The sequence below is a fragment of the Cellulosimicrobium sp. Marseille-Q4280 genome (assembly GCF_943181405.1).
Taxonomy (GTDB): Bacteria; Actinomycetota; Actinomycetes; order Actinomycetales; family Cellulomonadaceae; genus Cellulosimicrobium.
Genome location: NZ_CALPBY010000001.1, coordinates 11,507 through 35,114 on the forward strand (window position 1 = coordinate 11,507; position 23,608 = coordinate 35,114).

The window sequence follows — 23,608 nt, forward strand, 5'->3', positions numbered from 1 at the left end:
GAGCGTCGTCGACACCCTGTCACTCCCGCGTCACCAGCAGGCGGCTCCCGGGTTCCCCGGTGACGTGCCAGACCGTCGTCCGGCCGGTGAGGTCCGTCGAGCCGAAGCGTCCCGCCGGGGACCACGTGGAGACGACCGGCCCGGGTCGCAGACGTGCGTCGTCGGCGGCCCACAGCGCCTCGAGCTCGAGCTCGGCCGCGGTGTCCCCGGCGTCGGCGCGGACGACGAGCCGCGCGACGCGGTCGGTCAGCGCGGCGTCCCGGGGGTCGACCGGGGACCGGAAGAACCGCGACGTTCCCCACGCGTCCCACAGGAGCAGCTCGGTCCGCATCCGGTGGGCGAGGTCGCCGAGCACGTAGCGCTGCACGATCGTCGGCCCGCCGAGCTCCGGGAGGCCGGGCGCGACGCCGTAGGCGGCAAGGTCCGTGCGGCCCTCGCGGTACGCGAGCCAGGCTTCCGCGGCGGTCTCGAAGGGTGCGCCCTCGCCCGTGGCGAGGTCGTGGACGTCGAACGCGCGCGAGCCGGCGGCCAGCTCGGGGTCGAACCGGACCCACCGCCCGGGCTCCCAGCGTTCCGCGACCACGTGGTCGGTGCGGAAGCCCTCGTCGAGGTAGCCGGCGAACCCGAGGCGCGTGCGCGCCGGGATCCCGTGCTCGCGCAGGATCGCCACCGCGAGCAGCGCGTGGTCGCGGCAGCAGCCGCCGACCTGCTGGGCGGGGTCGCGCGGGTCGGTGAGCGCGCGGCCGGGAGCGCGCCGGGTCGCGGTGTCGAGGATGGTCTCGACCCAGCGTCCGTCGACGTCGGCGAGCTGGTCGGGCGTGGGTGGGGTCGCCCCGGCCCGGTAGTGCACGACGGCGGCCGTGACCGCCGCGTGCAGGCTCGCCGGGTCGGTGGGGACGGCGTCGAGCAGGGTCGCGTGCGGCCCGGGGTCGGAGTACGGGCTGTGGGTGGCGTAGTCGGCGAGGTTCATGACGACACGGTGCGGTCTGCCCCTGGGGCAGGGTCAACCGGGACGACGACCTCGGCGACGAGCGCGTCGTCGTCGGTCGACCACGGCACCGGGTAGACCTCGCGCGTCGGGCCCGCGGGCCCCCCGCGCTCGCGGGCCGCCGCGAGGACCGCGCCGCTGTACGCGAGGATCTGCGGGTACCGGCAGTCGACCGCCGGCACGGGGACGACCAGCTCGGTGCGCGCGGGCTCGACGCGCAGGGCGACGCCTTCCGACGGGTCGACCGTCCCCTCGTACGGGACGCACGTCTCGATCCGGCCGGCCGCCGCGGTGCCTGGCGGCTCGTGGTAGACGACCCAGTGCTCCGAGCCCCACGTCGCGCCCTGCGCGTCGAGGTGCGCACGGATGCCGAGCACGTCCGCGGTGAACCGCGGGACGAGGCCTTCCTGGTCGACGAGCGCGGCGACGGTCGCGACCTTGCGCGCGGGGCAGCGGCGCTCGCGAACGGTGCCGGGTGGTCGCACCGGTGCCGGCTCCGGCAGCGCGCCGATCTGCCGAGCGGCGGCGTGGAGGGTGTCGCGTCGCGCCAGGAGCTCGGCCTGGTGCCCGGACCACCACGCGAGGAGGACGTCGCGCGCACGGTCGGGGGCGGCGTCGAGCACGTCCGCGATCGTGGCGAGCGGCATGTCGAGGCGGCGCAGCAGCGCGATCGAGCGACCTCGAGCGACCTGCGCGGCGGCGTACACGCGGTACCCGGTGCGCGGGTGGACGCGCGCGGGGGCGAGGAGCCCGTTCGCGTCGTAGAGGCGCAGGGCCTTCGGGGACAGGCCCGACGCGCGGGCCATGGCGCCGCTCGTCAGCTCGCCCGCCGCGGGGCTCGGGTGCGCGGCGCTCCGGTCCGTGTGCACGGGCCCGAGCGTACGGGCGCGGGGCTGGACGAGCGGCGCCGGACGAGCGGCGCCGGTCAGGCCGTGGCCGGCGCGTACGGCAGCACGGTCCGGACCAGCGCCAGGCGGTGCTCGGCCTCGCGGACCAGCTCGTCCGGGTCGGCCGCGCCGGCGACGGACCACACGGCGGCGGCGTCGACCGTCGGCCAGGCGGCTGCCGGGACGGGGCCCGACGGCCCGACGAGGCGTCCGAGCACGTCCTGCCGCAGCGCCTCGACCGACGCCGCGGCCTGGATGTCGTCCATGGCGGGCAGGGTCGCGAGGACGGCGAACCGGTCGCCGTCGACGCGGCCGGCCTCGCACCCGCCGGGCACCGCCGCGGCGAGCCGGGCGGCGACCTCGACGAGCACGGCGTCCCCGGCCTCCTGGCCGAAGCGGGCGTTGATCGCGGCCATGCCGTGCACGTCGAGCAGCAGGAGCACGACGCGCGTCCCGCCGCGCGCGACGAGGCGGCAGCGCCGGGTGAGCGAGTGCCACGTGGTGCCGCGCGTGGACAGGCCCGTCAGCGCGTCGTGCGACGACCGCTCGGCGAGCGTCCCGACGAGGGAACGCATGAGGTCGGCCGTGCTCGCGCTGCGCCAGGTCGACCCGGCGACGAGGACGTCGTCGTACCGGTGCTCCCCGGGGCGCTCCATCGCGAGGGTCGCGACCTCGGAGATCGACGCGTCGGGGCGCACGGCGAGCGGCGACCAGTCCGTGACGCTCTCGGTGGGTCGGCGCTCCAGCACGGCCCGGCCGTACCCGAGACGACCGGTGAGCGCCCCGGTGATGCCGGCCCGGGTCACGATGCCGGTGCGGTGGCCCCCCGCGTCGTCGTGCACGACGACGCACGCGACGTCGGCGGGGCGGAAGATCACCTCGAGCTGCCCGACGGGCATCGACGAGCCGACGGCGAGCACGGGGCGCGCGAGCTCCGCGACGACCCCGACCCGGTGCGCGCGCGGGCGGACGGCGACGTGCTGGGCCAGCTCGGCGAGGGTGTCGTGCACACCGGAAGTGTGGCGTCGCCGCAACCCGGGGAGGAAGGTCCGGGTCGAGTGTTCCGGCACTGTTCAGCGCGAGGACACCGACCGTTCGGCGGGGCGTCGCCCGGCGCCCGGCGGGACGTCGCCCGGGCGGGCTGCGGCCCCCCGGGACGAGCGCCGACCACTACCCTGGCCAGATGCCCGACGACGTCATCGCGCCCTCGTCCACCTCCGCCGCCCGACCTGGCACCCGACCTGGCACCGCCCCCGTCACGCCCCCGGCCGCGGCACCCGTCGCTCCCCGCCGCCCGACGTCGCGCACCCACCACGGGGAGACGACCACCGACGACTACGAGTGGCTGCGCGACAAGGAGTCGCCGGAGGTGGTCGCGCACCTGGAGGCCGAGAACGCGTGGACCGAGCGTGAGCTCGCCCACCTCGCGCCCCTGCGCGGGCGGATCTTCGAGGAGATCAAGGGGCGCACGCTCGAGACGGACCTGTCCGTCCCCGTGCGCCAGGGTGACCACTGGTACTACGCGCGGACGGTCGAGGGGCACCAGTACCCGGTGCACGCGCGCGCCCCGATCGATGCGACGCTCGGGAGCGACGCACCGTCGGCCTGGGTGCCGCCCGTGCTGGAGCCCGGGGTCCCCGTGCCCGGCGAGCAGGTGCTGCTCGACGACAACGTGGAGGCCGACGGGCACGACTTCTTCTCGCTCGGATCGTTCGACGTCTCGGTCGACGGTCGCCTCCTCGCGTACGCGGTCGACGTCGTGGGCGACGAGCGCTACGAGCTGCGCGTGCGGGACCTCACGACGGGGGAGGACCTGGCCGACGTCGTGCCGGGCACGTTCCCGGGCGCCGTCTTCTCGCCGGACGGCCGGTACGTGTTCTACCCGACCGTCGACGACGCGTGGCGCCCGTGGCGCGTGTGGCGCCACGAGGTCGGGACGCCGGCGACGCAGGACGTCGTGGTCCTCGAGGAGCCCGACGAGCGGTACTGGGTGGGCGTGGGGGTGTCGCGCTCGCAGCGGTTCGTCCAGATCGAGCTGGGTTCCAAGATCACGTCCGAGACGTGGCTGATCGACGCCGCCGACCCGGCGGGCGAGGCGCGCGTCGTCTGGCCGCGTCGCGAGGGCGTCGAGTACACGGTCGAGCACGCCGTCGTGCCGAGCACGTGGTTGTCGACGCCCGAGCACGGGGTCGGCGACGGGATCTCCCCGGATCCGGTGGGCGACCCCGTGCTCGGCGTGCCGACGACCGACGTGCTCCTCGTCCTCCACAACGACGGCGCGGAGAACTTCGAGCTCGCGGTCGTGGACGTCCCCGGCGCCACCACCGAGGCGGAGGCCGCCGCGACCGCCGCGACCGGGCCCGCCGGCGCGCGCGTCGTCGTGCCGCACGACCCGGCGACGCGGCTCGAGGGCGTCGACGCGTTCGCCGGCCACCTCGTGCTGTCCTACCGGCGCGACGCCCTCTCGCGCGTGGGCGTGATCGACCTGTCGGCGCAGACGGCGCCCCGCCCGGCCGGGCTGCCGACCCCCGTCCGCACGGGCGGCACCGCCGCTCCCGGCGAGCCGTGGCACGTGCACGAGGTGGAGTTCGACGAGCCGCTGTTCACCGCGGGTCTCGGGCCGAACCCCGAGTGGGACCAGCCGACGGTCCGCCTCTCCTCCACGAGCTTCGTCACGCCCGCGACGGTCTACGACCTGCGCGTCGGGACGGACGAGCTGACGCTGCTCAAGCGGCAGCCCGTGCTCGGCGGCTACGACCCCGCCGACTACGTGCAGCGCCGCGAGTGGGCGACCGCCGAGGACGGCACGCAGGTGCCGATCTCGCTCGTGTGGCGCAGGGACGCCCTCGGCCTGGACGCGACGGGGACGGGCGCGGAGCCGGCGCCGCTGCTGCTGTACGGCTACGGGTCGTACGAGATCAGCATCGACCCGGCGTTCTCGGTCTCCCGGCTGTCGCTGCTCGACCGGGGCGTCGTCTTCGCCGTCGCGCACGTGCGCGGCGGGGGAGAGCTGGGTCGCACCTGGTACGACGACGGCAAGATGCTCGCCAAGACCAACACGTTCACCGACTTCGTCGCCGTGGCCCGGCACCTCGTCGAGACGGGCTGGACGAGCCCGCAGCAGATGGTCGCGCAGGGCGGCTCGGCCGGCGGGCTGCTCATGGGTGCGGTCACCAACCTCGCGCCCGAGCTGTTCGCCGGCGTCCTCGCCCAGGTGCCGTTCGTCGACGCGCTGACCTCGATCCTCGACCCGTCGCTCCCGCTGACCGTCGTCGAGTGGGACGAGTGGGGCGACCCCCTGCACGACCCCGAGGTCTACCGGTACATGCGCTCGTACACGCCGTACGAGAACGTGCCCGACGACGCGTCCCGCTTCCCGCGGATCCTCGCCGTCACGAGCCTCAACGACACGCGCGTGCTGTACGTCGAGCCCGCGAAGTGGGTCGCGCGGCTGCGCGCGGCCGGCGCCCCGGCCCTGCTGCGCATCGAGATGAACGCCGGCCACGGCGGGGTGTCCGGGCGGTACGACTCGTGGCGAGAGGTCGCCTACGAGGACGCGTGGGTGCTCGACGTGCTCGGCCGCGCGGGCGGCGACGGGGCGGCATGACCGAGGACGAGCGCCCGCCGGGTACCGCGCGGCTGCTGCTGCGCCCGCTGGGCTACCTGGCGATCGGGTGCGTGTGGCTCGCGATCGGGCTGTTCCTGCTCGGGGCCTACACCGGGCTGGGCGTCGCGCAGGTGCTGTGGGGCGCCGACGTCGGGCCGATCTGGGAGATCGACGGTGAACCGATGGCCTGGGGTGCGGCGGCGCTCGTGGTCGTGCTCCTGGCCCCGATCGCGGGGCCCGCGGCGTGGTACCTCGGGTGCGCGTCGTGGCCGCTCGCCGCGCTGTCGTTCGTCTACGTCCTGCGTGCGGTGCGGCCCTCCTACCGGGGGGAGGAGCTGTCGTTCACGTCCTACGCCGCGCCCGGGACGACGCTCGGACCGCCGACCGCGACGAACGTCTCGCTGTCGCTCCACCCGGTGCGCCGCTCCGGCGTGACGGACGTGCTCATGCGGTTCTACGTCTGCGGGTGGCAGCCGGACGTGCGGGACGTCGCCGCCACCCTGCCCGCCGGCTTCGGCTGGGCGGCCGCGACCGTCGCCGCCTCCCCGTTCCTCTCACCGGGCGTCCGGGCGCTGCTCGTCGCGGTCGCGCTCGTGCTCTACGGGGCGACGGCCGTGCTGCTGCGGCGCCGGTGGGTCTGGCGTTTCCACCGCGAGCGTCCGCGCCCGGGACGCCGCGAGCGGACGGTGGCGCAGTTCGACGGCAGCGGCGGGCCGGTCCTTCGCGACGGGCCGCGTGTCGTGCGGTCGAGGCCGCAGTCCGCGGCGCACCGCGAGCACGTCGAGGTGGAGCGTGCGCGGGCCCGGCAGGAGACGGAGCCGCTCACCGCACTCACGAGCGACGCGATCGGCGAGCGACGCGAGCGGGCCCTCCGGGCTCGCGAGCGGAGGCTGCGCGAGCAGGGCCGGGCGGACGGGTAGGCCGACGAGCGCTGACCGTGCGGTCGCCGCTCGTCCCGGCACCGGGACCGGCGCGGTGGCGGGGAGAGGTCCCCGTGGACAACGGCGCGACGCTGAGTACGCTCGCGCGCATGTCGACCTACAGCTCCTGGCGCTCGGACCACGGCAACATGCAGGCACTCTCCGAGGAGCTGGAGGCGCAGGCGGCGATGGCGCGCTCGCGCGAGGCGTCGCTCAACCGTCGCCTGCGGTCGCTCGAGGGCGACCTGTCGAGCCGTGTGGAGGTCCTCCAGCGCCTCGTCAACGCCCTGATCGAGCTCGGCGAGGTGCGCGAGGAGCTCGCGCTCTTCACGCCCGCGCGCCGCGCGCGCGACGCCGCCCGCGCCCTCGTGCGCGCCGTCGTCTCGGGCGAGGGCGACGTGTCCTACCTGCGGCGCTCGCCGGACCTCGCCGACGTGCACGGGTACTGGCTCGTGCCGGCGGCGCTCGCCGTCGCCGACGTGCGCGAGGGGCGCCTCGACGACGACGCGGCGCAGGAGGCCCTCGTCCGCGACCGTCGGCGCGCGGCCGTCTTCCTCGTGGGGGTGTGCGCGCTCGTCGGGCACCCTGGCCTCGCTGAGCCCTGGCTGTCGTCGGTCCTCCACGCGCCCGCCGCGCCCGACGCGGGCTGGGGCAGCGCGACCGAGCTGTCGGCGCCCGACCCCGACGAGGGGGCGGTCGAGGCGCCCGTCACGGTCGCCGAGCGGGCGCTGTGGCTGGCCGCCGCGGCAGGCCTGCTCGGTCCCGCGGGCACGGAGAGCGTGCGCGACGCGCTCGCGCAGCGCGTCGGGCTGCTCGACGCCGGCGCTCGCGACCGCTTGCGCCTCGCGCTCCTCGCCGAGGCGCCCGCCCTCGGTGGGGGCGGCGACTCCTGGGGGAGCCCGTCGGGCGCTCGCGACGACCTCGAGGTCCTGCGCGCGTGGGCGGCGTGGGCGCGTGCGGCCTCCGACGGGCAGGGTGACGGTGCCTCGACCGAGCCCGCGCGAGCGGCGGTGCTGTCCGTCGTCTCCTCGGTCGTCGACGAGGGGGCGCCGGTCGAGCGTGACCTCCTCGGACGGGCCGAGACGCTCAGCGAGCGCGTCGGCCGGGCGCCGGGCGAGGAGCAGGAGTGGTCGGCGCCGGCCGAGAGCCTCGTCGACCTCCTCGCCGCGGACGCGCGCGGCGACGACCCGGACCGCGCGCGGCTCGTCGCGCCGCTCCTCGCCGAGGACCTCAGGGCGGCCGCGCACGACCTCGCCGCGCGGCTCGCGGCCGAGCCGGCGCCGTCGCGGACGCTGCGGCTCGCCGGCCGGTCCGTCACCGTCACGCCCACGGACGACGGCGCGCGCCTCGCCACGACGGCACGCGCGGAGCTCGTCGCTCGACCGGTCGACGGGATCTCGTGGCCGGTCGTCGGAGGCCTGGCCGCCGTGGCCGTCGTCGCGCTCGTGCTGGCGGTCGTGGTGACGCCTGCCTGGTGGTTCGTCGTGGCGCTCGTCGGGGCGGTCGCGGGGTACCAGGCGGTCGGCGGCGCGCGTCGGGCACGCGACCAGCGCGAGCACGTCCGCCGTCAGCTCGAGCTGTTCGACGCCGAGATCGTGCGCGCGCGGCAGGACGTGGCCGACGACGCGGAGCGGGCAGGGACCCGGTGCGAGGCGGTCGCTGAGGTCGTCGTCGAGCTCGACCAGGCGCTCGACGGGGTCCGTGCCTGACGGCCGTCCAGGGTCGTCGGGCAGCCGTCGTCGGGACCTCCGGCGGGCGGTTCGAACAGGGCTTCGAACGCTGGGTGAACTGTCGATGAACACTGGTCGAAGAATCCACAGGATGGTCGAGACCGCTCCCGGTGCGACCCCACCATGGAGTACGTGACCGAGACGCTCCTGCTGGTGCTCGTCGTCGTGACGGCTCTCGCCTTCGACTTCACCAACGGTTTCCACGACACGGGCAACGCGATGGCCACCTCCATCGCCACACGCGCCCTCAAGCCCAAGACCGCCGTCGCGCTGTCGGCCGTCCTCAACCTCGTCGGCGCGTTCCTGTCGCTCGCCGTCGCCGCGACCATCGCCAAGGGCCTGGTCGACGCGAACGTCATCACGCTCGAGGTGGTGCTCGCCGGTCTGGTGGGCGGCATCACCTGGAACCTGCTGACGTGGCTCCTCGGCCTGCCGTCGAGCTCGTCGCACGCCCTCATCGGCGGCGTCGTCGGGTCGGTGCTCGCGGCCGTCGGGACGTCGGGCGTCATCTGGACCGGCGTCGCCGCGAAGGTGCTGATCCCCGCGCTGCTCGCGCCGCTCGTCGCGATCGGCGTCGCGAGCGTCGGTACGTGGCTCGTCGCGCGGCTCACCCGCGACGTCCCCGAGGACACGAGCAACCGCGCGTTCCGCTGGGGCCAGGTCGGCTCCGCGTCGCTCGTCTCGCTCGCGCACGGCACCAACGACGCGCAGAAGTCGATGGGCATCATCCTGCTCGCGCTGATCGCGGGCGGCGCCGTCCCGGCCGACTCCGGGGTCCCGTTCTGGGTCATCCTGTCCTGCGCCCTCTTCATGGCGCTCGGCACCTACCTCGGCGGCTGGCGGATCATCCGCACCCTCGGCAAGGGCCTCGTCGAGATCGACTCCCGGCAGGGCATGGCCGCCGAGACGTCGTCCGCCGCGGTCATCCTCATGTCGGGCTTCTTCGGCTTCTCGCTCTCGACGACGCACGTCGCGACCGGCTCGATCCTCGGCTCGGGCGTCGGCATGCCGGGCGCGAAGGTCCGCTGGGGCCTCGCGGGCCGCATGCTCGCCGCGTGGGGGCTGACGCTCCCCGCCGCGGGTGTCGTCGGCGCGGTGTGCTACTGGATCCAGGCGGGGATCGGCGGTGTGCTCGGCACCGCGGTCGTGTTCGGCATCCTCGTCGCGACGGCCGTCGCGATCTGGGTGGCGTCGCGCCGCAAGCCGGTCGACCACAACAACGTGAACGACGACTGGGAGGCCGCCGAGCCCGCCGGGGCCGAGCCCGTCGAGCCCGTGCTGGCCGACGTCGCCGCGACCCCGGCCGTCGTGGCCACCGACGCCCCGGTCCCGTCGACCACCGAGCCGCAGGGCGCGCGACAGCGCGCCGGCGTCTGAGAGGAACCCCCGTGTCCGAGTTCATCGAGATCGACTCGCTGCTCAAGGTCGTCGTCGCCGGCCTGATCGTCGGCGCCGGGCTGCCCGCGCTGTTCGCGCTGGGCGTCCGGCTCGCCGCCGGCCGGACCACCCCGGCCGCGGTGGACGCCGACGGCGTGCACATGACGCCGTCGGGCGAGGTCGTGACGGTCGCGCGCCCGTCGACCGTGCGCATCATCGCGGCGGGCGTGTGCTTCCTGGTCGTCGTGCTCGCCATCGCCGGGGGGATCGTCTTCCTCGCCAACGGCGGTCACTGACACCTCAGCGCAGGCGCGCCTTCGCGGCGAGCACGCGCTCGACCGCTGCGTCGACCGTCGCCGCGAACGCCGGGTCGCCCGACGCACGCTCCACGAGCGCGTCGGCCATCTCCGCCACGACGGACGGGTCCGCCGACGCGAGGACCATGTCGCCGCCGGCCTCGATCGTCAGGACGGCGCGCTCGGCCGGCGACCAGGCCTGCACCTGGGCCGCCGCCGAGACGTCGTCGGTGATCACGACGCCGTCGAAGCCGAGGTCTCCCCGCAGCATCCCGTCCACGACCACGGGCGAGAACGCCGCCGGGCGGCCCGGGTCGATCTGCGTGTAGACGGCGGTCGACGTCATGACGAACGCCGCGCCGGCCTCGATGCCCGACGCGAAGACGGCGACCGACGGGTCGTCGCGCGTCGTGACGTCGTCGGTCACGCCCGCGTCCGTGTCGGTGTTCGCGGAGACGCGCCCGAGCCCGGGGAAGTGCTTGATCGTCACGTCGACGCCCGAGGCCTCCATGCCCGCGCTGAACGCGTTCGCGTGCGACGTGACGGAGTCCGGGGTGAACCCGTAGGCCCGGTCGAAGTACCCGATCGGGGGGTTCTGCGCCGCCGACTGCTCGGGCACGAGGTCCATGACCGGGGCGAGGTTGAGGTTGACGCCCGCGGCGGCGAGCTCCGACCCCCACGTCGTCGCCTGGTCCTGCAGCGCGGCCGGCCCGAGGCGCGACTGGTCGAGCGCCGTCGGGATCTGCGAGAACCCGGGCCCGCGCAGCACCTGCACGTTCCCGCCCTCCTGGTCGGTCGCGACGAACAGCGGCGCGCCCTGCGTGGTCTCCCCCGACACGAGCGTCGTGAACCCGGCGACGAGGTCCAGCGTCGCGGCCGTCCCGGCCTGCGACCGCCCCGCGAGGAACACGTTCCCCACGTGGTGCTGGGCGACGGCGTCGTAGCTCACCTGCTGCGGCGAGCGCACGTCGACCCCGACCATGAGGAGCTGGCCCACCTTCTGCTCGAGCGTCCAGCCGGCGAGCGGGTCCGGGGCGGGCGTCGTGGGCGTGGGCGGGGTGGCCGACGGCGCGGGCTCGCCGGTGCTCGTGGCACCGGGCGTCGGGGGCGACGCGACGGTGGCCGGTCGCAGCACGTACCAGACCACGGCGGCGATCGCCGCCGCCGTCGCGACCACGGCCACGACCACCCAGACGGTTCGGGCCCTGCTCGCCATGCGACCACCTCCGCCTGCCACCGTAGTGGGACGCGGTGTCCGTCAGCTGCCCGTCAGCTGCCCGTCAGTCGTGACCGGCGAGCGTCGCGAGGGCCTTCGCCCACAGGGCGTGCGCTCGCTCGGCGCGGTCCGCCGTCTCGATGTTCTCCTCGAGGACGCGCACCTGCGTGCCGGCGTCGTCGGGCTCGAGCGTGATGGTGATGTCGTGGTAGTTCTCCGGGGCGTCGGGGAGCTCCATGGTGGGCGAGAAGTGGGTGAACCGGAGCAGGCGCGGGCGCTCGACCGCGACGACCTCTCCCCAGTCGGCGAACTCCCGGCCCATGTAGTGACCCTCGAACGTCACGGGGCTGCCCGGCTGGTAGTCCGTCTCGACGTTCATGCCGAGCATCCACCGCGCGCCGGGGTGGACCATCTGGGACCACACCACCTCGGGCGGGCGAGCGACGTGGATCTCGGCGGTGGTGGAGTGGGGGGACATGCGAACCTCCTGAGACGTGCGTGAAGCAGGGCCGTGGGGCAGGGCCTGGGAGCGACCGTAGACCGTCCGGGCGCACGTGGCAGCCCGGGCGGTGATGGGCGGACCCGATCGAGCCTGGGTAGGTTCGTCGCGTGACCCGACTCGTGCTCCTCCACGGCCGCGACAACCAGGGCCTCGACGCGGAGGACCTCGAGCGGACGTGGCGCACGGTCCTGTCCGCGGGGCTCGCGGCAGCGGGCCGGCCGCGGCACGTGACCGACGACGACGCCTCCTTCGTCTACTACGGCGACACCCTCGCCGCGCTCGTCCGGGGTGACGGCACGCCTCCGCCCGTCACCGTGCACGCCGTGTCCGGCTCGCGGTGGGACCGGATCGACGTGGACCGACGCGCGGTCGCCGACCTGCCGGAGGACGAGCTGCGGTTCCTCGAGTCCGTCGCGTCCGAGGTGCTGCGCGCCGCGGGGGTGGGCGAGGCCCAGGTCGCGGTGGACGCGCGCGAGGGCGGTGCACCGACACCCCTGGGCGGTGCCGCGAGGGGTGCCCTGGGCAGCCTCGGGGAGCTGGGCGGCTGGGTCAACGCGCTGCTGTCCGCGCTCGACGCGTACGTCCCCGGGCTGAGCAGCGGCGTCCTCGTGCTGCTCGTGCGTGACGTCTGGGCGTACCTGCACGACGCGGACGTCCGACGGGTGATCGACGACGCCGTCGCGGCCGCGGTGCCGACCGACGAGCCGGCGGTGGTCGTCGGGCACTCGTTCGGGTCGGTCGTCGCGTACTCGGTGCTGCGCGAGCACCCCGACGCGCGACGCTGGGACGTGCCGCTGCTCCTCACGCTCGGGGCCCCGCTCGCCGTCCGCGCGATCCGGGACGCCCTCGCTGCGCGGGCGCCGCTGCGCGTGCCCGCCGAGGTGGACCAGTGGGTCGCGGTCCGTGACCGGCGCGACCCGCTCGCGTTCCACGGCCTGGGCCCCGCCGTGTTCCCGCTCGCACCGGGGTCGCCGCCGATCGAGGAGCTCGAGGTGGAGAACGACGCCCCGGGCCGCCACGCCGCCGCCGTCCTGCTCGACGACGGCCGCCTCCCCGCGGGATACCTCGCCCTCCCCGAGGTGGCGCGCCTCCTGCCGAGGTAGTACCCCGGTCCGCGAGGTAGCACCGTGGTTCCGCGAGGTAGTACCGCGGTCTCTACCGCGGTACTACCTCGCGCTGCTGCGGTACTACCTCGCGAGGGCGGCGCGGACGTCCGCGACGAACGCGTCCACGTCGGCGGCGGTGGTGTCCCACGCACACATCCAGCGCACCTCGACGCGGTCGGGCGTCTCGCCCGCGCCCCAGTCGTAGAACCGGTGCCGCTCGCGCAGGGCCGCTACGACGGCGCGCGGCAGGGTCGCGAACACCGCGTTCGCCTCGGTGGGCTGCGTGAAGACGATGCCCGACGCCGCGGGCCGGGTTCCGCCGTCGGGCTCCGGCGCCGAGACGTCGGGGTGCGCGACGTCCGCCGGCGAGAGGTCTGCGAGTCCGGCACGCAGCCTCGCGGCCATCGCGTTCGCGGCCCGGGCGTTGCGCACCCACAGCTCGTCGGCGGCGGCCATCTCGTCGACGTCCGCGACCGGGTCGCCGACGGGCTCGAAGAGCGCCAGGAGCTGCGCCGAGACGTACCGCATCTTCGAGGCGAGCTGCATCGTCGCCTTGCGGACGAACTCCACGCCGTCGACGGCCGAGGGGTCGAGCACGACCACGGCCTCGCCCAGCGCGAGGCCGTTCTTGGTGCCGCCGAAGGACAGCACGTCCACGCCGGCGTCGGTCGTGAGCGCGCGCAGCGGGACGTCGAGCGCCACGGCGGCGTTCGCGAGGCGCGAGCCGTCGAGGTGGACGCGCATCCCGCGCGCGTGCGCGGCGTCCGAGATCTCGCGGAGCTCCTGCGGCGTGTAGACCGTGCCGAGCTCGGTGGTCTGCGTGACCGACACGACGAGCGGCTGGGCGCGGTGGGGGTCGCCGAGGTCGGCCGCGAACCGGTCGACGGCCTCGGGCGTCAGCCTCCCGTCGGGGGCGGGAACGGTGAGGACCTTGATCCCGCCGACCCGCTCGGGGGCGCCGTTCTCGTCCGTGTTCAGGTGCGCGTGCTCGGTCGCGACCACGGCGCCCCACCGGGGCAGCATCGACATCAGGGCGATGACGTTGGCGCCGGTGCCGGTGAGCACCGGATAGGCGGTCGCCTCCCCGCCGAACCGGGCGCGCACCACCTCCTGCAACCGCGCCGTCCACGGGTCCTCGCCGTAGGAGACCTCGTGTCCGGCGCTCGCGGCGGCCAGCGCGGCGAGGACGTCGGGATGGGCGGGGGCGTAGTTGTCTGACGCGAACGAGCTCACGGGCACAGCCTAGGCATGCGGCGCGCGAGCGGCCCCGTCCGGGCCTACCGTCGGGAGGGACGCCGACGTCGGCGTCGCACTCGACGCTGGAGGTGCGCGATGACCACGATCCCCGACCCGGGCTCGGTGCCGGACGACCCGAACTTCACCGGTCTGCCGCGCGACGAGCGGGACACGTTCGCGAACCAGGCCGAGCCCACGGACCCTGCGGGACCGGCCGAGCCGACCGGTCCCGACCCCGGCGGTCCCGTCGAGCCCGGAGGTCCGGTCGAGCCGGTGCGGCCGGCCGAGCCCGTGGTGGAGCCCCCGAAGTCTCCCGGGCCGCCTGCCGACCCCTCGGCGCCCCCGCACGAGCCGGTGCCGGGCGAGCCGGTCCCCGGCGAGCCGCGCCCGAGCGACCCCGTACCGGACGACCCGGGCTGGCCGTCCTCGCCCGGCCCGCCCGTCGGCCCCGACGAGCCGACGCACGGCTGACGCTGGGCTGAGGCCCTGCGGACGCCCGAGACGGCCACGACGCCCCGCCCGGGCAGGACCCGGGCGGGGCGTCGCGCGTCACGGTGCCGTGCGTCGGCTCACAGGAGCCGACGCGCCTCCGGGTGCGTCACGCGCAGCCAGCGGAAGCCGTACCCGTCGAGGCGCACCTCGGCCGTCCCGTCCGGCGCCGGCTCGACGTCGTCGTGGTCCAGCAGGTCGACGAGCCGGGCGCCCTCGGGCAGCTCGCCGAGGGAGAGCGGCACGACGGCGGGGTCCGGTGACAGGTTGTGCAGCGTGACCATCGACGCGTCCTGCCACGTCGTGCGCAGCACGAGCACCGAGGGCTCCGGCTGGTCGAGGACGACGGCGTCGCCCCACCCGAGCTCGGGGCACTCCCGGTAGCGGTGCGCGAGCAGGCGCACGAAGGTCAGGAGCGAGTCGGGGTCGCGCCGCTGGTCGGCGACGTTGACGTGCTCGGGTGCGTAGCCGTCGTCGGGCAGGGGCGCGGCGAGACGTCGCGCGGGAGCGCGCGAGAATCCGCCGTTGTCCTGCGACGTCCACTGCATGGGGGTGCGCACGGCGAGACGGCCCGGCACGGCGAGGTTCTCGCCCATCCCGATCTCCTCGCCGTAGAACAGCACGGGCGTCCCGGGGAGCGCGAAGAGCAGCGAGTAGACCATCCGCAGCCGCCGCGGGTCCCCGCCCAGCATGGGCGGCAGCCGACGACGCAGCCCTCGCCCGTAGAGCTGCATGTCCTCCTCGGGGCCGAACGCCGCGAAGACCTCCTGGCGCTCGTCCTCGCTGAGCTTGTCGAGGGTGAGCTCGTCGTGGTTGCGCACGAACGTCGCCCACTGGGTGTCGTGCGGGATGGGCGGTCGTGCCCGCAGCGACGCGGCGAGCGGGCCGGCGTCGTGGCGCGCGAAGGCCAGGTACATGGCCTGCATGGCGTTGAAGTCGAACTGCATCGTCAGCTCGGAGCTCGTCGTGCCGCCGGGGTCGCCGTCCGCCGGGTTCCCGTCGCCGAAGAAGCGCGCCTGGTCCGGGTAGGGCAGGTTGACCTCGCCCATGAGGATCGCGTCGCCGGAGCGGCGGCCGAGGAACGCGCGCAGCACGCGGAGCATGTCGTGCGGGTCGTCGATCTCGTCGTCGGGGTTCGCGGCCGCGTCGGTCAGGGCGAACGGGACGGCGTCGACGCGGAAGCCCGAGATCCCCAGCTCGAGCCAGAAGCCGATCGTCTTGGCGATGGCGTCGCGGACCTTCGGGTTCGCCGTGTTGAGGTCCGGCTGGTGCCGGTAGAACCGGTGCCGGTACCACTCGCCGGTCTTCTCCTCGAGGGTCCAGATGCCGTCCTCCTGGTCGGGGAAGACGACCTGGTCCTTCGTGGACGGCGGCTCCTCGGCGCGCCACACGTAGAAGTCGCGGAACGGGTCGTCGGTCGAGCGGCGCGCGCTGCGGAACCAGGGGTGGCGGTCCGACGTGTGGTTGATGACGAGGTCGACGATGACGCGGATGCCGCGGTCCCGCGCGGTGCGGACCAGCTCGACGACGTCGCCCATGTCGCCCAGGCGCGGGTCGACGCCGAGGAAGTCGGTGATGTCGTAGCCGTCGTCGCGCTCTGCGGTCGGGTAGAACGGCATGAGCCACAGGCACGTCACGCCGAGGTCGGCGAGGTGGTCGATGCGCTGCACGAGGCCGGGGAAGTCCCCGATGCCGTCGTCGTTCCAGTCCATGAACGTCTCGACGTCGAGGCAGTAGACGACGGCGTTCTTCCACCACAGGTCGCCGGTGTCGCGGATGTTCATGCGGCACCTCCGGCCGTCGTCGAGGCGGCGGCCTCGCGGATCCGGGGCAGCAGCACCTCGCCTGCGGCGTCGAGGAACGCGTCCTGCTCCTGGCCGACGTGGTGCAGGTAGACCGCGTCGAAACCGCACGCGGTCATCTCGGCGACGCGGTCGGCGAGGCGCTGGGCGTCGTGCTCCACGAGGACGGTCCCGCGGACCTCCTCGGGCCGCACGAGGTCCGCGACGGCGTCGAACTGCTCGGGCGTCTCGAGGTGCCAGTTGACGCTCGGCGGCAGGAGGTTCGAGCGCCACTGGTCGTGCGCGACGGCGAACGCGGCCTCGTCGTCCTCGCCCCACGCGACGTGCACCTGCAGGGCCAGCTCGCCGCGGCCACCGGCGTCGCGGTACTCGCCGACGACGCGGCGCAGCGACTCCACGGGCTGGTTCACGGTGACGAGGCCGTCGGCCCAGTCGGCGTGGCGGCGCGCGGTCCGCGGAGTGACCGCCGCGCCGACGAGCCGCGGGGCGACGTCGGGCAGCGACCACACGCGCGCCCGGTCCACGGTGACGTGCCCGTGGTGCGTGACCTCCTCGCCCGCGAGCAGCGCCCGCATGACGTCGGCGCACTCGCGCAGCCGCTCGTCGCGCTCCGCCTTCGTGGGCCAGCGGTCGCCCGTGACGTGCTCGTTCATGGCCTCGCCGGAGCCCAGCGCGGCCCAGAACCGGCCGGGGAACATGGAGCCGAGGGTCGCGATCGCCTGCGCGAGGATCACCGGGTGATAGCGCTGGCCCGGTGCGGTGACGACGCCGAACGGCAGGTCGGTCGTCGCGAGCGCGGCGCCGAGCCACGACCACGCGAAGCCGGACTCGCCCTGCCGCTCGCTCCACGGCGCGAGGTGGTCGGAGCACATCGCCGCGTCGAAGCCCACGTCCTGCGCACGCCGGGCGGCGGCGAGGAGGGGGCCGGGCGGGATCTGCTCGTGGGAGGAGTGGAATCCGAGGGTGACCATGGCGCCCAGTGAACCCAGAGTCGCGCCGGCCCGCGCGTCGAGGGCGGTTTCGGTGGAGGGCGCGTGGTGGTCCGGCGCACGGAGGAGCCCCGCGCCGCCCGGTTCCCTACGCTGTGGCGGTGCGCCTGCTGACCTGGACGTTCGTCGCCTACCTCGCCGCCGTCGGGGTCGTCACGCTGTGGCCGTCGCCGCAGTCCACCGCGGCGCCCGGCTGGGCGACGGCGACCCTGGACGCGCTGCACGGCCTGGGCGTCCCCATGACGCTCCCGGTGCTCGAGGCGTCCGCGAACGTCGTGATGTTCCTGCCGTTCGGGGTGCTCGGGCTGCCGCTGCTGCGCGCTGCGGTCGCGCGCCGCGGGCGCCGGGAACCGGGCGTGGGGCGTGCCGTCGCGGTCGTGACCCTCGGGGCCGCCGCGCTGTCCACCGCGATCGAGCTGACGCAGAACCTCCTGCCCGGTCGGGTGCCCACGGTGCAGGACGTCGTGCTCAACACCGCGGGGGCGCTGCTCGGCGCGCTCACGGTCGCGGTCGTGCTGGCTCTTCTCGGTCGACGAGGCCCAGTGCGGTCGACGGCGTAGGTCGGCGCGCGGCGGCGAGGGCGCTCGGCGTCTCCCCCGAGTACCGGACGACGTCGTGCGTGAGGTGGCTCTGGTCGGCGTACCCGTGGCGGGCGGCGATCTCGGCCAGCGGGAGCACGCCGAGGTCGGCGGAGGCGTGCTCGAAGCGGACGACGCCCGCCGCCCGCTTGGGCGTGAGGCCGACGTTCTCCGCGAACACCGTCGCGACGTGCCGGTGGCTCCAGCCCGTCTGGTCGACGAGGTCCGCGATGCGGGCCTGCCCGCCGCTCGCCCGGATCTGCCGCCACATCCACGCGACCCACGGCGGGACCACGCCCGCGCTGCGCGCCGCGTGCCGGGTGAGCGCGGCCTCGACGAGCGTGAACCGCTGCTCCCAGCTCGCCGCGGACGCGACGCGGTCGGCGAGGTCGTCGCCCAGGCCGGGGACGACGTCGTCCACCGCGACGACCCGACGGGCCACCTCTGCGCCGGGGACACCGAGGACGCGGCGGACGCCGAGCGGGGTGAGGTACACCTGCAGGCAGTCCATCGTCCCGGCGAACCGGGTCGTCGCGTGGCCACCCGACAGGCCGGCGACGAACGAGCGGTAGGAGCGGCCCGCCCCCGCCCCGTCCGCGAGGTCGACGACCTCGAGCGCGCCGTCGAAGGTGAGGACGAGCGGGAGCAGCGTCCCGGCCGGCTGACGACGCATGACGGCGCCGGGGGCGCTCTCCGACAGCCCGACCATGCCGGCGACCAGCCCGGCGAGGCCCGGCCCCGGGCGGTGCCGGACGAGCGAGACGCGGTGGCCGTCGTCCATGACGGCAGTATGGCGCGCAGCGCGGCCGGTCCGGTACCGCCAGGTCACCTTTCTTCAAGCCGGCGCCGGGTCGCAGACACCAGCATCGACGTCATGAGACGACTGGTGATCATCGAGTTCCTGACCGTCGACGGCGTGATGCAAGGCCTCGGCTCGCCCGAGGAGGACACGGACGGCGGCTTCGCCCACGGCGGCTGGGGCGCGCCCTACGCGGCAGCGGTCCACGAGGCCGTCGCCGCGGACGGGTTCGGCCGGACGACCGGCTATCTCCTCGGCCGGCGCACCTACGAGAAGATGGCGGCGTACTGGCCCCAAGCACCCGCTGACGACCCGATGGCGCGGCACCTGAACGAGACGCCCAAGCACGTGGCGACACGGACCCTCACCGACCTCGGCTGGGAGGGCGCGCACGTCCTCGACGGCGAGCTGGAGGCAGCCGTACCGCGGCTCAAGACGGCAGGCGACGGCGACCTCGCCGTCCTGGGGAGCGGCGACCTGGCCCACCAGCTGATGGTGCGGGGTCTCGTCGACGAGCTCCGCCTCTTCGTCCACCCGGTGCTGCTCGGCACCGGCAAGCGGCTGTTCCGGGAGCTCCCCGTGCCACGGCCCCTCCGGCTCACGGCGTGCTCCACCACCAGCCTCGGCACGCTGGCGCTGTCGTACGACGTGCTCGGCCCCGGCACCGCGACGCCGTCCTAGCGGTACCTAGCGCAGATCGCCGTTGACGTACGTCCAGCGCCCGTCCTCCCGGACGAACCGGCTCTCCTCGTGCAGCCGGCCACGCGTCGCGGGGCCGCCGGTGCGCGAGCGGTGGTGGGCGACGAACTCGACGACTCCCGTCGCGTCGAACGGCCCGCCGGCCTCGACCCGCACGACGTCGAGGCGCCGCCACTCGAGGTCGTCGTCGAGCTCGAGCGTCGTGGGCCGGGTGGACGGGTGCCAGGTCGCGAGGAGGTAGTCGGCGTCGCCGACCGCGAACGCGCTGTAGCGCGAGCGCATGAGCGCCTCGGCAGTCGGCGCGTACGGGCCTGTCGTGTCGCCGACCGGCTCGGTGCGGAGGGCCGCGTGGTACCGGCCGCAGCACGCGCCGTAGGCGTCGCCGGACAGGCACGGGCACCGCGCGTCGTCGGGCACGGCCCGCCTGCCGGGGGACACGTTCACGACGCCGCCCCCGTGGGTGCCGCTCGGCGTGCGGCGGGCGCGCCGGGCCGGCCGGAGCGCTCGACCGCGTCGACGACGCGGTGGGCGACGTCCTCGAGCCGCGCGAGCCCGTCGGGACCCAGCGGCTCGAACAGGACCTCGCGCAGCAGCTCGGTGTGACCGCGGACCGCCCGGAGCAGTGCACGGCGTCCGGGGTTGCTCAGCACGATCCAGGTCCCGCGTGCGTCGTCGACGCACTCGGTCCGCTCGAGCAGCCCGCGCTCGGCCATCCGGCGGGACAGGTGGGAGACGCGGCTGCGCTCCCAGTCGAGCGCGGCAGCGAGCTCGCCCGTGCGCAGCGCGCGGTCGTCGGCGGCGTGCAGCACCGACAGCACCTGGAACTCCGCCGGCGACAGGTCGCCGTCCGTGCGCATGGCGGCCTCGAGCACCCGGTCGAGCGAGCGTCGCATCGTGAGGTAGGCGTCCCACGCGTCCCGCTCGGCGTCGTCGAGGATCGGGTGTCCCGTCATGCGGATGATCCTACCGTCGATGCGTGACACGTCACCGAGGACGCGTTACGGTGACACATCACCAATTTCGGTGACACGTCACTTTCCCTGGAGGAACCATGACCTCGACCCCGCGCATCGCGATCCTCGTCGGGAGCACGCGCACCGGCCGCAACAGTGCAGGCGTCGCGCACTGGGTGCTCGACCGGGCCGCGCAGCGGTCCGACGCGACCTTCGAGGTCGTCGACCTCGCCGACCACCCGCTCCCGCACCTCGACGAGGCGCTCCCGCCGCGGATGCAGCAGTACGAGAACCCGCTCGCGTGGGAGTGGTCGCGCGTGATCGACGGCTTCGACGGGTACGTCGTCGTGACCCCCGAGTACAACCACGCGCCGGCCGCCGTGCTGAAGAACGCGATGGACTGGCTCTACCACGAGTGGGCGGACAAGGCCGTGGGCTTCGTCGGCTACGGGGTCCAGGGCGGGTCGCGGGCCGTCGAGCAGCTGCGGCTCGTCGCGGGCGAGCTCCAGCTCGCGGACGTACGCACGCAGGTCGGCCTGTCGCTCTACGACGACTTCGAGGAGTACGCCCGGCTGGCGCCGCGCGCGCGGCACGAGGGGGACCTCGACGCCATGCTCGACGAGCTCGTCGCGTGGAGCGTCGCGCTCGCGACCGTGCGGGAGCGCAGGGCGGCCGTCGCCGCGGCGTGACCCACCGGTGCGCGGGAACCTGCGACCCGCACGGGACCCCGCGCGACGGCGCCCGCCCACCGGAGGGTGAGCGGGCGCCGTCGGGCCTGCTGGTCGCCCGGGGTCACGACCCGGGCGGGACGTGGGTCAGTCCTGCGGGTCCCACGGACCCCAGCGGTCGCCGGGCTCCTGGTTCCGCGTCCACCACTTGGCGGTGTACTCGGTGCCCTCGTGCGTCACGGTGTCGCCCTTGACGTACACGCGCGTCGGCTTCCACGCGCCGACGCCCGCGGAGTCGACGCCCGCGATCTCCTCCCACGGACCCCACGGGTCGCCCGGCGTCTGGCCCTTGGTCCACCACTGGGCCTTCCAGACGGCGCCCCCGTACGTGACGACCGCGCCGCCCTGGTACGCGGTGCCCTTGGCCCAGGCCGCCGGCTCCTCGTACGTCGGCTGGGCCTGCGGGTTGAGCTCGTCCGTCAGGACGGACTTCGCGGCGTTGGTGATCGGGTCGTCGAGCAGCAGGACGTCGAGGCCCTGCTGGATGTCGTTCGAGATGATCGCGCCGTTGTACCAGTACGCCGACCACGAGCCACCGAGGATCAGGCGCTCGGTCGACAGCGGGCCACGGTCGAACCACGCGATCTCGACGGGGTTCGCCGAGTCCGTGAAGTCCCACACCGAGATGCCGCCCTGGTACCAGGCCTGGACCATGATGTCGCGGCCCGGGACGGGGATGAGCGAGCCGTTGTGCGCGACGCAGTTCTCCGTCGGCGCCTGCTCACGGCTGATCTTGTAGTAGCTCTTGAAGACGAGCTGGCCGTCGACGATGTCGTAGATCGCGTCGGCGCCCTTCTCCGGGCCGACGGTCGCGTTGCACGTCGGTGCGCCGCCGCCGCCGAGCTCGTCGGTGAAGACGACCTTCGTGCCCTCGTTGTTGAACGTCGCCGAGTGCCAGAACGCGAAGTTCTCCGTGTCCCGGACCACCTCCGTCACGACGGGGTGCGCGCGGTCGGTGATGTCCATGAGGACGCCGTCGCCCATGCACGCGCCCGCCGCGATGTCCTTCGACGGGTACGTCGTGATGTCGTGGCAGCCCGACGTCGTGCTCGAGCCGTTGCCACCGGGGTTGCCCCCGTCCGGGAAGAGGACGGGCGTCGACACCACGGCCGACGACGCCGGGTCGTCGAGCGGGACCTGCACGACCGAGATGAGGTCGTGCGGCGGCTGGCAGTCGGGGAACGACGCGCTCGGGCTGTACGACGAGACGTAGACGAAGAGGTCCTCGCCGTCCTTGCTCGGCGCGAGCGAGTGCGTGTGGGAGCCGCACTGCGTCTCGACCGACGCGACGTACTGCGGCGACGTCGGCTCGGAGATGTCGAAGACCTTGATGCCCTCCCACGACTCCTTGACCGTGGCGCTCTGCGCGACGTTGTCGCACGAGTCGTTGCTGCGCGACGAGTCCGTGCTGAGCACGAGGAGGTCGCCGTGGACGGAGATGTCGTTCTGCGAGCCCGAGCAGACGACCTGCGCCACCTGTTCCGGGTTCCGCGGGTCCGCGACGTCGTAGACCGTGAAGCCGCCGTAGTTGCCGGCGAACGCGTACCGTCCCTGGAACGCGAGGTCGGAGCTGTACTGGCCCTCGGGGGCGAACGCGCCGTTCTTCGGGATGTTCGCGACGTGGGTCAGGTTGGGGCTGCCGGCGACCTCTCCCGGTGCCAGGACGTCTGCGGCCTGGGCGAGAGGGGCGAGGCGCTGGGCGGGCAGCTCTGCGGTGGACTGCTCGACGATCTCCGCGACGGCCTCGGGCGAGCCGTCGGACGGCTCGGCGAGGGCTGGTGCGGCGACCGCGAGGGAGGAGACGGCGAGTCCTGCGGCGAGTGCTGAGGCGACGATGCCCCGGCGTCGTTGCCTGTGCGTCGGTTGATGCACGGGGGAAACACCTCCTTGGTAGGGTTCTGCGAATTCTGACGGGCAATTCGAGGCTCGGCTACCCAAACCGGACACTTTCTGGCGAAGTTTTACACGGAGGGAACGGGCGGCGTGAGGAGTTTTCCTGGCGGTAACGTGCGGCGGCGTCGGCGCACGGTGGTTCTGACCTGCGCGGTCGTCCTCCCGGCGGTCCTCCTCGCGTCGGCCTGCACGGGCGACGGCGACGCGTCGGCCACGCCGTCGAGCGTCGTCGTGCAGCCGGAGCGGCCTGGCGAGGACGCGTCGACGACGGCGCCCGAGGACTTCGAGGGCCCGCCGTCCACGGGGGAGTGGAACCAGGCCGACGTCACGTTCGTGACGAGCATGATCGGGCACCACCTCCAGGCGCTGGACATGGCGGCGCTCGCGCCCGAGCGGGCGCAGGCGCCCGACGTGGGCGCCTTCGCCGAGCGCGTCACCGCCGCGCAGGGCCCCGAGATCCACGCGCTCGCCGCGTGGCTCCAGGAGCGCGAGCTGCCGGTCCCCGCCGAGGTCGAGTCGCTCGACGGCACCGGGCCGCGCGTCCCCGACACCGGGCACGACCACGAGCACGACGGGATGGCCGGCATGCTCAGCCCGGAGCAGATGACGGCCCTCGAGGCCGCGACGGGGGACGAGTTCGACCGCCTGTTCCTCGAGGGCATGATCCAGCACCACCAGGGCGCGCTCGACATGGTCGACGTCGTGCTCGTCGACGGGCAGGACACGTACGCGCTCGAGATCGCCGCCGACACCGCGGCCGGCCAGGGTGCCGAGATCGACCGCCTGCGCGGTCTGCTCGACACGCTCTGAGGC

23 protein-coding genes are annotated in these 23,608 nt (G+C 74.7%); 11 read left to right on the plus strand and 12 right to left on the minus strand.

All coding sequences use genetic code 11. The annotated features are described in order from the left end of the window. Window positions 1–19: 19 nt before the first annotated feature. Genes NFS20_RS00050 through NFS20_RS00060 form a run of 3 tightly spaced genes read right to left on the minus strand, consistent with a single transcriptional unit; the run spans window position 20 to window position 2,885 of the window. On the minus strand, window positions 20–970 hold the full coding sequence (locus tag NFS20_RS00050; RefSeq protein ID WP_251149717.1) for a transglutaminase-like domain-containing protein: 951 nt from the start codon (window positions 968–970) through the stop codon (window positions 20–22). Then, entirely contained in the window at window positions 967–1,857 is an 891-nt protein-coding gene (locus NFS20_RS00055) for a MerR family transcriptional regulator (protein ID WP_251149718.1), read from the minus strand. The genes NFS20_RS00050 and NFS20_RS00055 overlap by 4 nt, the downstream gene beginning before the upstream one ends. A gap of 56 nt (window positions 1,858–1,913) precedes the next feature. Then, window positions 1,914–2,885 carry a GGDEF domain-containing protein gene (locus tag NFS20_RS00060; protein ID WP_251149719.1) on the minus strand — a complete coding sequence of 324 codons (972 nt, stop codon included), beginning with the start codon at window positions 2,883–2,885 and terminating at the stop codon, window positions 1,914–1,916. A 173-nt stretch (window positions 2,886–3,058) separates the two neighbouring features. Here NFS20_RS00060 and NFS20_RS00065 point away from each other — a divergent pair, with 173 nt between their 5' ends. From NFS20_RS00065 to NFS20_RS00085, 5 genes are all read left to right on the plus strand, one after another. Further along, a complete protein-coding gene (locus NFS20_RS00065) occupies window positions 3,059–5,482 on the plus strand; it encodes a S9 family peptidase (protein ID WP_251149720.1) in 2,424 nt (807 codons plus the stop codon). Further along, the gene (locus NFS20_RS00070) at window positions 5,479–6,402 is read left to right on the plus strand and encodes a hypothetical protein (RefSeq protein ID WP_251149721.1); all 924 of its coding nucleotides are present in this window, start codon (window positions 5,479–5,481) and stop codon (window positions 6,400–6,402) included. Before NFS20_RS00065 ends, NFS20_RS00070 begins: the two co-directional genes overlap by 4 nt. A gap of 110 nt (window positions 6,403–6,512) precedes the next feature. Continuing rightward, entirely contained in the window at window positions 6,513–8,111 is a 1,599-nt protein-coding gene (locus NFS20_RS00075; RefSeq protein ID WP_251149722.1) for a hypothetical protein, read from the plus strand. Between the two features lie 144 nt (window positions 8,112–8,255). Next, window positions 8,256–9,509, plus strand: coding sequence for an inorganic phosphate transporter (locus NFS20_RS00080; RefSeq protein WP_251149723.1), 1,254 nt, complete (start codon window positions 8,256–8,258; stop codon window positions 9,507–9,509). Window positions 9,510–9,520: 11 nt separating this feature from the next. Further along, complete coding sequence (locus NFS20_RS00085; protein ID WP_251149724.1) at window positions 9,521–9,805, plus strand: hypothetical protein; 285 nt, start codon at window positions 9,521–9,523, stop codon at window positions 9,803–9,805. Between the two features lie 4 nt (window positions 9,806–9,809). Here NFS20_RS00085 and NFS20_RS00090 read toward each other — a convergent pair whose 3' ends face one another. Together NFS20_RS00090 and NFS20_RS00095 are read right to left on the minus strand one after the other, a co-directional pair. Beyond that, complete coding sequence (locus NFS20_RS00090) at window positions 9,810–11,021, minus strand: glycoside hydrolase family 3 N-terminal domain-containing protein (RefSeq protein WP_251149725.1); 1,212 nt, start codon at window positions 11,019–11,021, stop codon at window positions 9,810–9,812. A gap of 64 nt (window positions 11,022–11,085) precedes the next feature. Continuing rightward, the gene (locus tag NFS20_RS00095) at window positions 11,086–11,499 is read right to left on the minus strand and encodes an SRPBCC family protein (RefSeq protein WP_251149726.1); all 414 of its coding nucleotides are present in this window, start codon (window positions 11,497–11,499) and stop codon (window positions 11,086–11,088) included. A gap of 131 nt (window positions 11,500–11,630) precedes the next feature. Here NFS20_RS00095 and NFS20_RS00100 point away from each other — a divergent pair, with 131 nt between their 5' ends. Beyond that, a complete protein-coding gene (locus NFS20_RS00100) occupies window positions 11,631–12,626 on the plus strand; it encodes an alpha/beta hydrolase family protein (RefSeq protein WP_251149727.1) in 996 nt (331 codons plus the stop codon). A gap of 84 nt (window positions 12,627–12,710) precedes the next feature. Here the strand turns inward: NFS20_RS00100 and NFS20_RS00105 are convergent, their stop codons facing one another. Next, window positions 12,711–13,862, minus strand: coding sequence for a threonine aldolase family protein (locus NFS20_RS00105; protein WP_251149728.1), 1,152 nt, complete (start codon window positions 13,860–13,862; stop codon window positions 12,711–12,713). Between the two features lie 99 nt (window positions 13,863–13,961). Between NFS20_RS00105 and NFS20_RS00110 the strand changes: the two genes are divergently transcribed. Further along, complete coding sequence (locus NFS20_RS00110; protein ID WP_251149729.1) at window positions 13,962–14,336, plus strand: hypothetical protein; 375 nt, start codon at window positions 13,962–13,964, stop codon at window positions 14,334–14,336. A 98-nt stretch (window positions 14,337–14,434) separates the two neighbouring features. On the opposite strand, the gene NFS20_RS00115 is transcribed toward NFS20_RS00110, so the two are convergent. Beyond that, window positions 14,435–16,138 (minus strand): alpha-amylase family protein, encoded by a 1,704-nt coding sequence (locus NFS20_RS00115; protein ID WP_251149730.1) that lies wholly within the window; start codon window positions 16,136–16,138, stop codon window positions 14,435–14,437. Then, window positions 16,135–17,127: a TIGR03885 family FMN-dependent LLM class oxidoreductase gene (locus NFS20_RS00120; protein WP_251149731.1), complete on the minus strand. Its 993-nt coding sequence runs from the start codon at window positions 17,125–17,127 to the stop codon at window positions 16,135–16,137. Before NFS20_RS00120 ends, NFS20_RS00115 begins: the two co-directional genes overlap by 4 nt. 119 nt (window positions 17,128–17,246) lie before the next feature. Between NFS20_RS00120 and NFS20_RS00125 the strand changes: the two genes are divergently transcribed. After that, window positions 17,247–17,705 (plus strand): VanZ family protein, encoded by a 459-nt coding sequence (locus NFS20_RS00125; protein WP_251149732.1) that lies wholly within the window; start codon window positions 17,247–17,249, stop codon window positions 17,703–17,705. Here the strand turns inward: NFS20_RS00125 and NFS20_RS00130 are convergent. Continuing rightward, entirely contained in the window at window positions 17,644–18,504 is an 861-nt protein-coding gene (locus tag NFS20_RS00130) for a helix-turn-helix transcriptional regulator (RefSeq protein WP_251149733.1), read from the minus strand. The genes NFS20_RS00125 and NFS20_RS00130 overlap by 62 nt on opposite strands. A 93-nt stretch (window positions 18,505–18,597) precedes the next feature. On the opposite strand from NFS20_RS00130, the gene NFS20_RS00135 reads away from it, so the two are divergent. Further along, on the plus strand, window positions 18,598–19,203 hold the full coding sequence (locus NFS20_RS00135; RefSeq protein ID WP_251149734.1) for a dihydrofolate reductase family protein: 606 nt from the start codon (window positions 18,598–18,600) through the stop codon (window positions 19,201–19,203). A gap of 6 nt (window positions 19,204–19,209) precedes the next feature. Here the strand turns inward: NFS20_RS00135 and NFS20_RS00140 are convergent, their stop codons facing one another. Then, window positions 19,210–19,665 (minus strand): YchJ family protein, encoded by a 456-nt coding sequence (locus tag NFS20_RS00140; protein WP_251149735.1) that lies wholly within the window; start codon window positions 19,663–19,665, stop codon window positions 19,210–19,212. Then, on the minus strand, window positions 19,662–20,174 hold the full coding sequence (locus NFS20_RS00145) for a MarR family winged helix-turn-helix transcriptional regulator (protein WP_251149736.1): 513 nt from the start codon (window positions 20,172–20,174) through the stop codon (window positions 19,662–19,664). The genes NFS20_RS00140 and NFS20_RS00145 overlap by 4 nt, the downstream gene beginning before the upstream one ends. Window positions 20,175–20,272: 98 nt before the next feature. Between NFS20_RS00145 and NFS20_RS00150 the strand changes: the two genes are divergently transcribed. Further along, window positions 20,273–20,863 (plus strand): NADPH-dependent FMN reductase, encoded by a 591-nt coding sequence (locus tag NFS20_RS00150; RefSeq protein WP_251149737.1) that lies wholly within the window; start codon window positions 20,273–20,275, stop codon window positions 20,861–20,863. Window positions 20,864–20,989: 126 nt separating this feature from the next. Here the strand turns inward: NFS20_RS00150 and NFS20_RS00155 are convergent, their stop codons facing one another. After that, window positions 20,990–22,774 carry a carbohydrate-binding protein gene (locus tag NFS20_RS00155; RefSeq protein WP_251149738.1) on the minus strand — a complete coding sequence of 595 codons (1,785 nt, stop codon included), beginning with the start codon at window positions 22,772–22,774 and terminating at the stop codon, window positions 20,990–20,992. Between the two features lie 156 nt (window positions 22,775–22,930). On the opposite strand from NFS20_RS00155, the gene NFS20_RS00160 reads away from it, so the two are divergent. Further along, window positions 22,931–23,605, plus strand: a complete 675-nt coding sequence (locus NFS20_RS00160; protein ID WP_251149739.1) for a DUF305 domain-containing protein — start codon at window positions 22,931–22,933, stop codon at window positions 23,603–23,605. The last annotated feature ends 3 nt before the right edge of the window (window positions 23,606–23,608 follow it).